The 15,175-nt window shown below is 69.9% G+C and carries 7 protein-coding genes; 5 read left to right on the top strand and 2 right to left on the bottom strand.

Going from position 1 to position 15,175, the window contains the following annotated elements:
- Positions 1–231: 231 nt before the first annotated feature.
- Entirely contained in the window at positions 232–4,137 is a 3,906-nt protein-coding gene (locus CCK91_RS17275; RefSeq protein WP_086475052.1) for a glycoside hydrolase, read from the bottom strand.
- Between the two features lie 364 nt (positions 4,138–4,501).
- Entirely contained in the window at positions 4,502–5,542 is a 1,041-nt protein-coding gene (locus CCK91_RS17280; RefSeq protein WP_240773772.1) for a LacI family DNA-binding transcriptional regulator, read from the bottom strand.
- Positions 5,543–5,692: 150 nt separating this feature from the next.
- Between CCK91_RS17280 and CCK91_RS17285 the strand changes: the two genes are divergently transcribed.
- From CCK91_RS17285 to CCK91_RS20105, 5 genes are all read left to right on the top strand, one after another.
- The gene (locus CCK91_RS17285; protein ID WP_086475054.1) at positions 5,693–6,616 is read left to right on the top strand and encodes a carbohydrate ABC transporter permease; all 924 of its coding nucleotides are present in this window, start codon (positions 5,693–5,695) and stop codon (positions 6,614–6,616) included.
- Positions 6,616–7,566 (top strand): carbohydrate ABC transporter permease, encoded by a 951-nt coding sequence (locus CCK91_RS17290; protein ID WP_086475055.1) that lies wholly within the window; start codon positions 6,616–6,618, stop codon positions 7,564–7,566. The genes CCK91_RS17285 and CCK91_RS17290 overlap by 1 nt, the downstream gene beginning before the upstream one ends.
- A 134-nt stretch (positions 7,567–7,700) precedes the next feature.
- Positions 7,701–9,053, top strand: coding sequence for an ABC transporter substrate-binding protein (locus tag CCK91_RS17295; protein WP_086475056.1), 1,353 nt, complete (start codon positions 7,701–7,703; stop codon positions 9,051–9,053).
- Positions 9,054–9,170: 117 nt separating this feature from the next.
- The gene (locus CCK91_RS17300) at positions 9,171–10,928 is read left to right on the top strand and encodes a glycoside hydrolase family 35 protein (RefSeq protein WP_086475057.1); all 1,758 of its coding nucleotides are present in this window, start codon (positions 9,171–9,173) and stop codon (positions 10,926–10,928) included.
- Positions 10,929–11,163: 235 nt separating this feature from the next.
- Complete coding sequence (locus CCK91_RS20105) at positions 11,164–15,147, top strand: family 43 glycosylhydrolase (RefSeq protein WP_086475058.1); 3,984 nt, start codon at positions 11,164–11,166, stop codon at positions 15,145–15,147.
- Positions 15,148–15,175 lie beyond the last annotated feature (28 nt).

A 15,175-nucleotide genomic window follows, 5' to 3' on the forward strand; every position in this document is an offset into this window, starting at 1 on the left:
AGCTGCGAATATGTTAAGCAAGAATTTGTGCATAGAATATATATTATCTCTTATGATCTTGGGCGAGGGCGCCGACGAGGCGCTCGCCGAATTCGCCGGCCTCCTCGAGACGGACCTCGACGCCGAGTAGTCACCTGCAACGACGGAACCCCGCCACCCGAGCTGACTCGGGTGGCGGGGTTCCGTCGTCGTGCCCTTCGACAGGCTCAGGGACCGGGGTGATGCGGTCGGCTACGCCGAGCGACGGCGACGCGCGAGCAGCACCGACGCGAAGCCGACGAGGCCGAGGAGCAGCGCGACGAGCCCGATGCTCGACACGTCCACACCCGTGCGCGACAGCGAGTCGGCGCCGGCGGCCGAACCACCCGAGGGGGAGCTCGTGCCGTCACCGCCACCGGCCGTGCCACCACCGGAGCCGGTGCCAGGACCGGTACCGGGGTTCGTCCCCGGGTCGGTGCCGGGGTCGGTCCCCGGGTCCACCGCGGCGGCGAGCACCGTCACCGGCGTGGACGTCGTCTCGACCGGCGCGAAGCCATCGGCCGAGACCGTGACCCGCACCGCGAGTGCCGCACCAGCGCTGCCGGTGGGTGGCGTGAACGTCGCCGTGTCGGCCCCGTCCACGACCTCGTCGTCGAGCAGCCACGCGTAGACGACGGCCGCGTCCTCCGGGTCCACGACGACTGCCGCGGTCGTCGGCACGCCCTCGCGGGCCGTGCTCGACAGCGTCGCGGTCGCGACCGCCGTCCGGGCGAAGGTAATGGTCGTCGACTGCGTGGTCACCCCGTCAGCCGCCGTCACCGTGATGACGACCCCGTCGGTCGCGTCAGCCGCAGCGCGAGCAGCAGCCGCCGGTGCCGCTTCGAGTGCCTCGATCGTGACCGTCGCGTCGCGGTCGGCGGGGATGGCGTCGACCACCGGGTCGGCGGACCCTGCCAGCGGCACCTCGTACTCGAGGACGCCGGCGTCGAAGCCCTCGACCGGCGTTCCGTTCACCCGCAGCGCGGCGAGGCTCGCCTCGGTCGCGACCGACGGTGCGAGCGCGTAGATCTCGACCTCCGAGACGACCAGGTGCGTGTTCGCATACGCCGTCATGACGACTCGGACGGCACTCGTCGTGACGCCGTCGAGGTCGACGTCGACGACCGGAGCCGTCCCATCGGTCGGGACCGGCACGGCGACCGCCCCACCCGGAGCGTCGATCCACGCGCCGCCGGCGTCGCGGACCTGCACGGTCAGTGCACTCGGCCAGCTGTTGGTGCTCCCGTCCTTGTAGGCGTAGAAGGTGACGTGCTCGATCGTGTGCTCACCGCCGAGCTCGTAGCTCAGGGTGTCGCTCGCCGGCTTGTTCGACGAGCGCCAGTTCGACCAGCCCTTGTCGTTGCGCACACCGTTCTTCGTGTTGCTCGCCGGGTAGCCGGACTCGGTGGACGTCGCACTCGCGACGGTCGTGGCGTCCGGAGCGATGTTCCGCTCACCGGGCGCCGTGACGATGATCGACAGGAGTGCGTCGACCGGTGCCGCGGCCGGGTCGTTCGATGCGGCCGCACCGCGCACCTGCACCACACCGGTGTCGGCGAGGTCGGCGTCGTCGAGGGTGCTGAAGTCCCACGTGACGGCCGTGTCGAAGCGGTTGGCACTCGCACCGATCTGCGCCGGGACCGTCGTCGGTGCCGCAGCGATGACGGCGCTCGCCGGGGACCCCGCCGCGACCGTCAGGGAGACCGGTTCGGTGGTCGTGAAGCCGCCGATGTCGACGGTGGCCTGTGCGGTGAACGCCGCGCCCCACCCGTCGGTGCCGGAACCGTTCACGACGATCGTTCCCGGCGTGTTCCAGTCCACGCCCGAGGTGTCCCAGGTGACCGGAACCGGAGCGCCCTGGACCGCGCCGTACAGTGGCACTACGGTCGCGGGCAGCGCCGCCGGAACACCGGCGACGGTCTGCAGCGCGACCGGCTGCACTCCCGTCAGGGCGGTGTCGACGATGTTCCACGTCTGGTTCGCGCCGTTGTTCGACTGGTAGACGCCGACGGCGGCACCCGTGGTGGTGGACTGCCCGCCGACCTCGAGGGCCTGGCTCGTCCCGACGTTCACGAGGCTCCACTCGGAGCCGTTGGTCGTCGTCGGGATCCACTGCAGCGAGGGGTCGGCCGCAGCCTGTTCCCGCGTCGCAGCGACGAGCGAGGTGCCGGCGGAGTTCGCGGCGAGGAGTGCCCCGGACGAGCTGCGGACGGCGTAGCGGTCGGTGTTCGTGCCGCCGCCCGAGAGGAGCTCGGCGGTCCACACCTGTGCGGCACCGGTCGTGGCGTCGGAGGCGCGCGGGGTGATCGTGCCGGCCGGGACGGTCCCGGTCGTGGCCGCGGCGGTGAACGCCTTCGCGCTCTGCTTGCCGACGAGCTGGTAGGCGTGTCCGTCCTGGAACGGCGCCGCGTCGGCTGCGACACCGGTCGCACCGTCGACGAGGAAGGTGGTGACGGACTTCGCCGGGACGGTGAGCGTCGCCTGCTTCGTCACCGGGTCGATCGACACGGCGTCGCCCTGCACGAGTGCGTTGGCGGTGACGTCGTCCGCGGGGGACTCCGTCGTCACGATCGGCGTGACCGTCGCCCCGGGAGCGATGTCCGCGAACTTCGACAGGTCGATGGTGATCGTCCGAGCCGAGGTCGACGGGTTGGCGTGCACGAGGGTCGCGCCGGTGCCGTCGGCACGGAGTGCCGTGGTGGTCTGCGCGTCGGTGGACGGGATGAGGTGGTCACCGGGCTGCACGTAGTGGGTGAAGTTGCGGAGCGTGTTGTACTTCGCGTTCGTCTTCACGGAGCAGCTCGGGTCGGCGTCACCGTCGGCGATGCGTCGCTCGGAGTCGCCCTCGGCGTTGCAGTCGAAGTCGATGAGGACGCTGCCCCAGTTGAGCTTCTCGACCTTCTCCATGTTGTAGAGGTCCTCGACGGGCTGCCACAGCACCCACGCCGTCGGCTCCAGGTTGCGGAGGTCGTCGATGAGGTGCGTCGCCATACCGATGCCGTTGTCGATGTTCGTGAGGTTGTGCTTGCCACTGGAGTCCCAGTTGCCCTCGACCTCGCTCATCCACAGCGGCTTGCCGGCGGTCTTCGCGATGTCGCGTGCGACGACGCTGCCGCCCTGGCCGTAGCTGTGGACGTTGAGCTGCGTGACGAGGTCCTTGGCGGTCTGTGACCAGCCGTTCCAGTTCGTCGCGAAGATGCCGGGGTTGGTCTCGTCCATGGCCGCGATGACGGCCTCGGTCGAGGTGCCCTCGGCGGCGAGGCGCTCGGCGAGGGCCTTGATGACGGTGTCCTGCATGGCCGGGCCGATGTGCGCGCCCTCCTGGCGTCCGCCGCTCGGCCAACCGGTGCTCTGGTCGATCGTCGTGCCCCAGTAGTTGGTGTTCGGCTCGTTGAACGGGTCGATGGTGTCGAAGTCGATGCCCGTGTCGGCCTCGAGGTGGTCGACGACGGTCGTGAGGTACGCGACGAAGTCGCCGACGCTCTCCGGCTTCAGCTGCTCGTCGGCGGCGTTGAAGTTGCCCGACGCATAGCCGCTCTCGGTCATGAAGTAGGGCGGGGAGTTGCTGAAGGCCTCCCACTTGGTGATCTTGTCCTTGAGGGCCGTGAGCCACCAGCGCTGGGTCTCATCGGCGTCGAAGTCGTAGGAGGCCGGGTCGTCGGCGTCCCAGGCGGCGGCGTAGCGGTCGCGGTCGGCGTAGTCGGAGGTGATGGGGCCGTCGGAGTCGCTCGCGGCGAGGTCCGGGTTCCACCAGCCGTCGACCGCGCCGCCGGCCCGCAGGTAAGGCGGGACGTCGCTCGCGTTGCCGCCACCGATGTTGTAGCGCGCGATGTTGAGGTTGAGGCCGTCCTCACCGAACACCTTGTCGAAGAGGTCCTGGCGGACGTCCGCGGGGTAGTTCCCGGTCGCGTTGGCGAACCAGACCAGGCTCGTGCCCCAGCCTTCGAACGCCTCGTTCTGGTAGGCCGGGTTGGGGGTGATGGTGAGGGGAGTGCTCTCCGCGGCGGCCGCAGGTGCGGCCTCCACGGTGGCGAGTGCTGGTGCGATCGCGGCGATGCCGAGGGCGACGGCGACGGTCGCTCCGATCGTTCGTCGGCGGACTGGTGACGGCAGTGTCATCGGTGGTTCCTTCGTTGGAGGCCGTGGTGCAGGGGATGTTCACGTGAACATCCGGCGGCGTCGAACCACCGTGTTCACGTCAACATTTCCGACGAGTATGGGCGACCCCTCGCTCGGGTGTCAAGGCTGGCCCGGTCGCTGAGGTCCCCGTTCCGGTCCTTTCCGGTCACTGAGGCCCCTACGCCGGTCACTGAGGTCCCCGTTCCGGTCACTGAGGTCCCCGTTCCGGTCACTGAGCCTGTCGAAGTGCGGAGGTGGGCATGTCGACCGGCGCAAAGACCGGGGCTTCGTTCGCCGAGCTGGTCGAGGTGTCGCCGGGGGCATTTCGACAGGCTCAATGACCGCGTGGAGTGTCTCGCTCGCCTCAGCGCGCGGGCGGGGGAGCGGTGCTCGCGCGGACCACGAGGGAGGTCGGGGTGAGGGGCTCGGTGGAGAGCTGCGGCCCCTCCTCGATCTCGCGGAGGAGCGTGGTGATCGCCCGGCGTCCGATCTCGTCGAAGTCCTGGTGCACTGTCGTGAGCGGCGGCCAGAACGAGTCCGACTCCGGGGTGTCGTCGAAGCCGACGACGCTGATCGACTCCGGCACGGCCCGCCCGCGCTCGTGCAGGGCTCGCAGGAGTCCGAGCGCCATCTGGTCGTTCGAGGCGAAGACGGCCGTGATCTCCGGGCGCTCGGCGATCTCGAGGCCGATCTCGTACCCCGAGGTCGTCGACCAGTCGCCACGGAACGCGGGCGGCGGCGTGATCCCGGCCTCGCGCAGGGTGTCGGCCCAGCTCTGCTCGCGACGAGCCGCCGAGTACGAGGTGCGGGGGCCGGCGATGTGCCAGACGCCCTGGTGCCCGAGGTCGAGGAGGTGCTGGGTGGCGAGTGCCGCACCCTGCGCCTGATCGTTGTCGACGACGGGGTAGTCGGTGCGTGCCGCGGAGTCGATGACGACGACGGGGAGACCTGCGGGCAGTTCGACGTCTGCGCCGTCGACGATGTGCGACTCGATGACGATGATGAGTCCGTCGACGTCCTGCTCGCGCAGGCTGTCGAGGGCGACCGCGACGTCGCGTTGCGTCGGGTACTCGACCGGGACGACCGTGACTGAATAGCCGGCCCGTGCGGCCTGGACCGTGATCGCGTCCAGGGTGCGCATGTTGCCGTAGGAGGAGAGCGTGAACATTGTGATCCCGATGCTGCGGGTGCGACCCGATCGCAACGCCCGCGCGGCCTTGTTGGGACGGTAGCCGAGCTCGGTCATCGCCTCCAGCACGCGGTCGCGGGTGCCGTCGTCGACGTTGGTCAGCCCGTTCGCGACGCGGGAGACGGTCTGGGAGGAGACGCCGGCGTGCGCCGCGACGTCCGCCATCGACGGTGCTCGCCTGGCGCGGCCAGGCGCTCTCCGGGTGGTGTCCGTCATGGTCTCCCTATCGTCGCATCCATCCTTGCATGTTGACGTGAACATGCTATGGTACCGATCAGATGTTGACGTAAACATCCACCGCGATCCCTCCCCCGCACGGCTCCACCGCACGACGGTTCCGCCCGAATCCCAGCAAGGAAGCTGCCCATGACCACCACGACCGCTCGCACCGGCCGGCCACCAGCGGTCCGTGTCCACCGACGCGACCGCCGGGATTGGAAGGGCTGGGCGTTCATCGCCCCCTTCATGATCGTCTTCGCGCTGATGATCATCGCCCCGCTCGTCTACGCGCTCTACCTCAGCTTCTTCCAGGAGAAGCTCATCGGCGGCAACGCCTTCGTCGGCTTCGACAACTACGCCCAGGTGCTCCAGGACCCGAAGTTCTGGGAGCCGTTCGGTCGCGTCGCACTGTTCTTCGTCGTGCAGGTGCCGATCATGCTCGCCCTGTCGCTCACCGCGGCGCTCGCGCTCGACAGCGCCAGGCTTCACGGCGCCGCCTTCTTCCGCATCGCGCTCTTCCTGCCGTACGCCGTCCCGGGCGTCGTCGCGGCGCTCATCTGGGGCTTCATCTACGGCGACCAGTTCGGTCTCGCCGGCAGCTTCAACGACCTCGTCGGCGCCCAGATCCTCGAGCCGTTCAGCTCCCAGGCCGTCCTCGCCTCCATCGGCAACATCGTGACGTGGGAGTTCATGGGCTACAACATGCTCATCTTCTACGCCGCCCTCCGCGTCGTGCCCGGTGAGATCTATGAGGCGGCCGAGATCGACGGGGCCGGACAGTTCCGCACCGTCTTCAGCATCAAGATCCCCGCCCTCCGCGGAGCGCTCGTCATCGCGACGATCTTCTCCGTCATCGGCTCCTTCCAGCTCTTCAACGAGCCGAACCTGCTGAAGAACCTCGCGCCCAACGTGATCACGAGCAACTTCACGCCGAACATGTACGCCTACAACCTGTCCTTCGCCGGTCAGCAGTTCAACCTCGCGGCGACGGTCGCGATCATCATGGGCGTCATCACCGCCGTCATCGCCTACGTCGTGCAGGTGCGCGGCTCCCGACAGGAGAACAGCTGATGGCCACCGTCTCGAACCCGACCGTCCGCCCGCAGACCGTGTCGACCCGGACCGCCCGCAACCCGCGCGCCTTCGACCGGCCCACCCGGAAGCGCCACGACCCGCGCCGCAAGCGCTCGATCGTCCTCACGATCGTCATGGCCGTGTTCCTCCTCTACTCGGTCGTCCCGATCCTGTGGCTCCTGATCAACGCGACGAAGTCCCAGCCCGACCTCTTCTCGTCCTTCGGCCTCTGGTTCGGCGACGGCGGGTTCAACCTCTGGCAGAACATCGTCGACACGCTCACCTACCGCGACGGGCAGTTCGTCGGCTGGTTCGGCAACACACTGCTCTACGTCGTCGTCGGCGCCGGTGGGGCGACGCTGCTCGCCACGATCGGCGGGTACGGCCTCGCCAAGTTCCGGTTCCCGGGCAAGCGCGCCGTGTTCGCGATCATCCTCGGCTCCATCGCGGTGCCGGGAACCGCGCTCGCCGTCCCGACCTTCCTGCTGTTCAGCCAGGTCGGCCTGACGAACACGCCGTGGGCGGTCATCCTGCCCTCGCTCGTCAGCCCCTTCGGCCTGTACCTCATCTGGACATACGCGGTGGATGCGGTCCCGACCGAACTGCTCGAGGCCGCCCGCATGGACGGCGCGGGGGAGTTCCGCACCTTCTTCACGATCTCGCTGCGACTCCTCGGCCCCGGCATCGTCACGGTGCTCCTCTTCGCGATCGTCGCGACCTGGAACAACTACTTCCTGCCGCTCATCATGCTGTCGGAGCCGACCTGGTATCCGCTCACCGTCGGCCTCAGCCAGTGGAGCGCCCAGGCCACCGGTGTCGCCGCGCAACCGATCTTCAACCTCGTGATCACCGGATCGCTCCTGACCATCGTCCCGATCGTCATCGCGTTCCTCTTCCTGCAGCGCTTCTGGCAGTCGGGCCTCAGCGCCGGCAGCGTCAAGGGCTGATCCTTCCTGCGGTCTCGGTTCCTGAGCTTGTCGAAGGGCCACCCGCACCCAACCCGCTTTCCCACCGGTCCCTGAGCTTGTCGAAGGGCCACCCGCATCACCTCCTCCTCCCAACGCAGTGAAAGGAAACACCCATGAAGCGCATCTCACCGTCTCGCACGGTTCTGCGCCGCGCGGCCACGGCGGCCGTCGCGTCCGCGATGATCGGAGCCTCGCTCGTCGCCTGCTCGTCCGGCGGCGGCAGCACCGCCTCGGGCGACGCCAAGGACATCGAGTCCGCCCTCGAAGCCGGTGGCGAGATCACCTACTGGTCCTGGACGCCCTCCGCCGAGGCGCAGGTCGCCGCGTTCGAGAAGGCCTACCCCAAGGTCAAGGTCAACCTCGTCAACGCCGGCACCAACACCACCGAGTACACGAAGCTGCAGAACGCGATCAAGGCCGGTAAGGGTGCCCCCGACGTCGCGCAGGTCGAGTACTACGCCATCCCGCAGTTCGCGCTCAGCGACTCCCTCGTCGACCTCAACGCCTACGGTTTCGGCGACCTCAAGGACGACTACAGCCCCGGCCCGTGGAGCTCCGTCAACATCGGCGACGGCCTCTACGCCCTCCCGCAGGACTCCGGCCCCATGGCCATGTTCTACAACAAGACGGTGTTCGACCAGTACGGCATCGCCGTGCCGACCACCTGGGACGAGTACATCGCGGCAGCCGCACAGCTGCACGCGGCCGACCCGTCGAAGTACATCACCAACGACTCCGGTGACTCCGGCTTCGCGACCAGCATGATCTGGCAGGCCGGTGGACGTCCGTTCACCGCCGACGGCACCAAGGTGAGCGTCAACCTCGCCGACGAGGGCTCCAAGAAGTGGGCCGACACCTGGAACCAGCTCGTCGAGGGCGACCTGCTCTCCAGCGTCCCCGGGTGGAGCGACGACTGGTACAAGTCGCTCGGCAACGGCAGCATCGCGACGCTCATCACGGGCGCCTGGATGCCCGGTGTGCTCGAGTCGTCCGTCGCCGAGGCCTCCGGCCAGTGGCGCGTCGCCCCGATCCCGACCTACGACGGCAAGCCCGCCAACGCCGAGAACGGTGGCGGTGGCCAGGTCGTGCTGAAGCAGAGCAAGAACCCGGCGCTCGCCGCGGGCTTCCTCAAGTGGCTGAACAACGACGAGGACAGCGTCAAGGTCTTCCTCGACAACGGTGGCTTCCCGGCGACGACCGCCGACCTCAACTCCGACGAGTTCCTCTCCGCAGCTCCCGAGTACTTCGGTGGCCAGAAGATCAACGAGGTCCTCGTGCAGGGCGCGAAGGACGTGTCGACCGGTTGGCAGTACCTGCCGTACCAGGTCTACGCGAACAGCATCTTCGCCGACACCGTCGGACAGTCCTACGCGAACAAGGCCGACCTGAACGACGGTCTCGCCGACTGGCAGAAGCAGCTCGTCGAGTACGGCAACACGCAGGGCTTCACGGTCACCGAGAAGTAGTCGAACGGCACCTGTAGCACCAGCACCATCGACCGCGGCCGGTCGGAGGGTCCTCCGGGATCCGCTCCGGCCGGCCGTGGTCGCTCCATCCGCACCCCTTCATCACGGAGCCCCAGCATGCCCACCTTCTCCATCGGCGCCGACGACTTCCTGCTCGACGGCCGGCCGTTCCGGATCCTCTCCGGAGCCCTCCACTACTTCCGGGTGCACCCCGAGCAGTGGGCGGACCGCATCGCGAAGGCGAAGCTCATGGGCCTCAACACCATCGAGACCTACGTCGCGTGGAACCAGCACAGCCCCGAGCGCGGCGTGTTCGACACCACGGGCGTGAACGACCTCGAGCGCTTCCTCGGCCTCGTCGCCGACGCCGGCATGTACGCGATCGTGCGTCCCGGCCCCTACATCTGCGCCGAGTGGGACAACGGCGGCCTGCCCGGCTGGCTGCTGCACGACCCCGAACTCGGCCTCCGTCGCAGCGAACCGCGCTACCTGGCCGCCGTCCGCGAGTACTTCGAGGCGCTGCTCCCGATCGTCGCCCCGCTGCAGATCGACCGCGGCGGTCCCGTCATCCTCGTGCAGGTCGAGAACGAGTACGGCGCCTACGGCGACGACCACGACTACCTCCGCACGCTGACCGCGTGGACCCGCGAGCTCGGCATCACCGTGCCGCTGACGACCGTCGACCAGCCCACGGCCCAGATGCTCGAGGACGGCAGCATCCCCGAACTCCACAAGACGGGCTCCTTCGGCAGCCGCTCGCTCGAACGCCTCGCGACCCTGCGTGAGCACCAGCCGACCGGGCCGCTCATGTGCTCGGAGTTCTGGGACGGCTGGTTCGACCACTGGGGCGAGCACCACCACACGACGCCGGTGGCGGAGACGGCAGCCGACCTCGACGCGCTGCTCGCGGCCGGCGCGTCCGTGAACATCTACATGTTCCACGGCGGCACGAACTTCGGGTTCACCGGCGGCGCGAACGACAAGGGGCAGTACCGCTCGCACGTCACCTCCTACGACTACGACGCGCCCCTCGACGAGGCCGGCCATCCGACGGAGAAGTTCTTCGCCTTCCGCGACGTGATCGCGAAGTACGCCGAGGTGCCGACCGAGATTCCGCCCGCTGCGACGGACGCCCCGGCGTTCACCGCGTCCTTCGGGCAGGAGGTCCCGTTCGCGGACGTGGCCGACGAGATCGCGCCGCTCCAGGCGTTCGACCGGATCCCCACGATGGACGAACTCGGAGCGTTCAGCGGTCTGGCGCGCTACCGGGCGTCGCTCGGTGGACGCGGCGGGGTGCTCAGGTTCGCCGAGGTGCGCGACCGCGTGGTCGTCTCCGTCGACGGCGTGCCGGTCGGCGCGCTCACCCGCGAGTTCAAGGAGCGATCGATCGTGATCCCGGCGGGTGAGACGCTCGAACTCCTCCTCGAGAACCAGGGTCGCGTCAACTACGGCAAGCGCCTGGGAGAGCCGAAGGGGATCATCGGGCCCGTGTCGCTCGACGGCGTGGAACTCACGTCGTGGGGCATCGCCCCCGTGGCCCTCGACCGTCTCGACGCCGTCGTGGACGCCGCAGTCACGCGCACGGCTGACGCGCCGATCAGCGGTGCCGGGCCGGTCCTCCTCACCGCCAACGTCACGCTCGACGCGCCCACCGACCTGTTCCTCGACACCGCGGCCTGGGGCAAGGGGCTCGTCTGGGTGAACGGCTTCCTGCTCGGTCGCTACTGGTCGCGGGGGCCGCAGCACACGCTGTACGTCCCCGGTGGTCAGCTCCGTGCCGGGGAGAACCGCTTCACGGTGTTCGAGTTCCACGCGCTCACGACGCCGACGCTCTCCTTCCTCGCCCGCCCCTCGCTCGGCCCGACCGAGTTCTAGCCGCCCACCCGCCCCGGTCCCTGACCCCAATCCCGGTCCCTGAGCTTGTCGAAGGGCCCCAAAACCGCTCCCCGCCCTTCGACAGGCTCAGGGACCGATCCAAACGCAGCACCGCAACCCCGGTCCTTGACCGCAACAACCCCGGTCCCTGACCTCAACCCCGGTCCCTGAGCTTGTCGAAGGGCCAGCGCACCACCCCGCAGCACCCCACGATGACGTGAAAGGACGCCGCAGCATGCGACGAGCGACGAGACGACCCGACCGATCGACACCGGATGGAGGTGCCGCCGTCCTGCGGCGGGGCGGTCTCGCCGCCGGTCTCCTGACGGTCGCGATCGTCGGAGCCACCGCCCTGACGGCCGGGAGCGCGACCGCTGCCGAGGCGCCCGCGGCGACCCTGCTCAGCTGGGGCGACCCGGCGGCTCCCGCGGAGCTCGTCGGCACTCCGGTCACCGGTGTCGCCGCCGGTCTGGGCCACGCCGTAGCGCTCGGCGCGGACGGCACCGTGCTCGCGTGGGGCGCCGACGGCTTCGGCCAGGCGACCGTCCCGAGCCTCACCGGGACGATCACCCAGGTGGCAGCCGGCACGAACCACTCGCTCGCGCTCGCCGCCGACGGCACCGTCACCGCCTGGGGTCGCGACGCCGACGGCCAGGCCACGGTCCCCGCAGGACTCGACCGGGTCCTCCGTGTCGCCGCCGGCGGACCGAACTCGGCCGCCGTCCGCGCCGACGGCACGCTCGCGCTCTGGGGTGACGACGCGTTCGGACAGAACGACCTCCCGACCGCGCTCGACGGTGCACGCGTCACCGACGTCGCCATCGGATCCGGCTTCACCGTCGCCCTCACCGACGACGGCACGGTCGTCCCCTGGGGCCGGAGCGACGCCGGGCAGCTCGAGCTCCCGACGGCGCTCGCCGACGAGGACGTCGTGCAGCTCGCCGCCGGCACCGACCACACGCTCGCCCTCGCCGACGACGGCACCGTCCTCGCCTGGGGTGCGGACGGCTCCGGCCAGACCGAGGTGCCGGCGTCCCTCGACGGGGTCGACGTCGTGCGTGTCTTCGCTGGTCCGTACCTGTCCGGGGCGATCGCCGCCGACGGATCGGTCACCGTCTGGGGCGCCGACGACGCTCGTGCGGCACTGCCCGACGGTCTACTCGCGGCCGGTGTCGCGCTCAGCGAGACGGGAGCTGTCGCCGCGGCCGGTGCGGTCCCCGTCGCCGGTGGCACGAACGGCGGCCCGGGCAACACCGTCGACTCCCTGCCAGGCGGCACCGATCCCGGAACCGGGTCGGGCGGCGAGCCCGGGGCGAACCCTGGGGCCGGTCAGGCGGGTTCGGGCACGAACGCGGGCGGCGCCGGTGGGCTCGCCGTGTCGGGCGTCTCGATCGCCGCCGCGGTGATCGTGGCCGCGGTGCTCCTGCTCGCGGGGGCGCTGCTCATCCTCCGCCGCCGTCGGATCGCAGCCTCGAGCGCCGCCGAGGACGCCTCCTCCAGCGGCGGTGTCGGACGCAGTGGCGTCGCGGGCGCGGTCGTCCTCGCCCTCGGGCTCTCCGGTGCCCTCGTCACGGCGGACGCACCACGTGCCGAGGCCGCACCGAGCTACCCCAGCCCGACGGTCGACGAACTCGTCGCGAACGACTTCGTCCTCTACTTCGCGAACGCCGGCAGCACGGTGACCGACGCGGTCTCCGCCGGCGACCACATCGGGCTGTACCAGTCACGCACCGACCAGGCCTACGGGGTCGACGCCGCCACCGGCGCGTCCTGGGGATTCGTCGCCGACGAGAACAGCAACCCGACGCCCAACAGCTCCTCCGGGACCGAGAAGACCGCCTCCCTCCGGTACGACGCACCGCCCGCGGGCAGCTCACTCCCGACGCGGTCGGTCGACTACGCCTTCGACCTCCCTGCCGGCGACTACGAGGTCACCCTCGGGTTCAACCTGCCGAGTGGCTGGGCGGCACGACCGCTCGACCTCCGGGCCGAGGGCGAGACGCTCGCCCAGGTCATCGCGCCGGCTGGCGCCCTCCTCGAGCAGCAGCTCACCGTGAGTGTCGACGACGGCACCCTCGACCTCGAGGTCCACAGCCCCGCGGGTCGGACCAACACCTACACGGACCCCGCGGTCAACTCCATCGTCATCCGGGCACCACACACGGCGTCCACCGAGGTGCTCGCGGCGAAGATCCGAGCCGTCACGCTCGACGAAGGGCAGCGCGCCGGTTACGTCGCCGACTCGCTCGCCGTCCTCGACGCGGCGATCGCCGACGCCCAGGCGCTCGTGGACGCCGGGTCGACCGACACCGCGGCACTCACGGCCGCCTACGACGCGCTCGGGGCCGCACTCACCGCACTCCGGCCGATCGTCACCTACGACTCGTTCCGCCCGGGCCAGGCCTGGGTCGACGACCAGGGCAACCCGATCCAGGCGCACGGCGGGCAGGTCGTGCCGTCGACGGACGCCGACGGCCAGCCGATCTACTACTGGTACGGCGAAGACCGGTGGAACGGCTACGCGAGCAGCCGCGGGGTGCACGTGTACTCCTCGCGCGACCTCTACAACTGGACCGACGAGGGCCTCGCGCTGCAGGCCCTGTCGACCGCCGACCAGCTCACGACCGATCCGGCCGCAGCCGAGCTGTACGCCGACTACACAGCCCGGCAACGCGCGGCGGTCGTCCGCGACCTCCTGACGGTCCCGAGCGACCCGGCCGTCCCGGCGGCGATCCTCGAGCGGCCGAAGGTCATGTACAACGCCGCCACCGAGCAGTGGGTCATGTGGATCCACACCGACGGACCGAGCGCGACGTCCGACGCGCAGTACGCGAAGGCGACCGCCGGGGTCGCGGTCTCCGACTCACCGACCGGCCCGTTCCGCTACGTGGACAGCTACCGCCTGAACGTCGCGCCCGAGGGCGAGCCGAACTACCAGCCCGACAGCCCCGGTATGGCGCGCGACATGAACCTCTTCACCGACGTCGACGGCACCGGCTACATCATCTACGCGAGCGAGGAGAACCTGACCCTCTTCATCTCCAAGCTGTCGTCGAACTTCATGTTCCTGTCGGCACCCGTCGACCGCGCCGTGAAGGGCGAGGACTTCACCCGCACCTACATCGGTGGGCAGCGCGAGGCGCCGGCGGTGTTCGTCTACGACGGCACGTACTACCTGATCACCTCGGGCGCGACCGGCTGGAACCCCAACCCGGCCAAGTACGCCACCGCCGACTCGATGCTCGGGGAGTGGACCGACCACGGCAACCCGGTGACCGGCTCCGGTGCGTCGACCACCCACGGCAGCCAGAGCACGTCGGTGATCCCCATCGACGCGGCCGCCGGCAAGTTCATCTACCTGGGCGACCGCTGGACGCCGTCCGACCTCCGAAACGCGCCGGCCGTCTGGCTCCCGCTCGAGTTCGGCGACGACGGGTCCCTGTCGCTGAAGTGGTACGACGAGTGGACGCTCGCGGACCTCGAGGGGAAGGGCAAGGTCGCGGTCGACGTCGACGTGCCGGCGACCGTCCGGCTCGGCGACGCGAGCACCCTGCCGAGCGAGGCGCAGGTCACGGAGGGCGGCACGACGACCACGCGGACGATCACGTGGGACACCGCGGCGCTCGCCGTCCCCGGCCCGGTCTCGCTGACCGGCACGGTCGAGGGCGTGTCCCGCCCGGTGACCCGGCAGGTGACGGTCGTCCCGAAGGACCTCGTCTACCTCGTCGACGCCGGGGGATCGGCGTCGCCCGAGTACGACGCGATCCGCTCGGTGGCGGACGCCGACGGCACCCTGCTCAACTCGACGTTCGACCGCACGCTCGGGGCCGACCCGGCCACCGGCGCGAACTGGGGCGTCGTCGGCGCGGAGACAGGCACGACCGACGGGCCGTTCTCGGAGTCGCTCCGCTACGTCGCGAGTTCCGCGACCGACCGCACGCTGGAGTACGCGTTCGACTCCCTCGACGCGGGGAGCTACGACGTGTACGTCGGGCTCTACGACCCGTGGTCGCAGTGGGCGGACAACCGGCGGGCGGACATCGGGGCGAACGGGACGACGCTGCTCAGCGCACAACCGATCACCGGCACCCCGACCGTGGCGACCCTGTCGTCCGTGCAGCCGGACGCGGACGGACGCCTGTCGATCACCCTCGACCCGGTCGGCTCCGGTGGCGGCACCGACGTGCAGCTCTCCTGGATCATGATCGTCCGACGCTGACGGCATCCGCCTGAGGCACACGTTCCCT

Source organism: Plantibacter elymi (nom. nud.), assembly GCF_900177795.1.
Classification (GTDB): domain Bacteria; phylum Actinomycetota; class Actinomycetes; order Actinomycetales; family Microbacteriaceae; genus Plantibacter; species Plantibacter elymi.

What these genes read in the sequence shown, in the direction of transcription:
- CCK91_RS17295 (WP_086475056.1), top strand. Translation starts at nt 7,701, where the DNA reads ATGAAGCGCATCTCACCGTCTCGCACGGTTCTGCGCCGCGCGGCCACG.
- CCK91_RS17275 (WP_086475052.1), bottom strand. Translation starts at nt 4,137, where the DNA reads ATGACACTGCCGTCACCAGTCCGCCGACGAACGATCGGAGCGACCGTC.
- CCK91_RS20105 (WP_086475058.1), top strand. Translation starts at nt 11,164, where the DNA reads ATGCGACGAGCGACGAGACGACCCGACCGATCGACACCGGATGGAGGT.
- CCK91_RS17280 (WP_240773772.1), bottom strand. Translation starts at nt 5,542, where the DNA reads ATGACGGACACCACCCGGAGAGCGCCTGGCCGCGCCAGGCGAGCACCG.
- CCK91_RS17290 (WP_086475055.1), top strand. Translation starts at nt 6,616, where the DNA reads ATGGCCACCGTCTCGAACCCGACCGTCCGCCCGCAGACCGTGTCGACC.
- CCK91_RS17300 (WP_086475057.1), top strand. Translation starts at nt 9,171, where the DNA reads ATGCCCACCTTCTCCATCGGCGCCGACGACTTCCTGCTCGACGGCCGG.
- CCK91_RS17285 (WP_086475054.1), top strand. Translation starts at nt 5,693, where the DNA reads ATGACCACCACGACCGCTCGCACCGGCCGGCCACCAGCGGTCCGTGTC.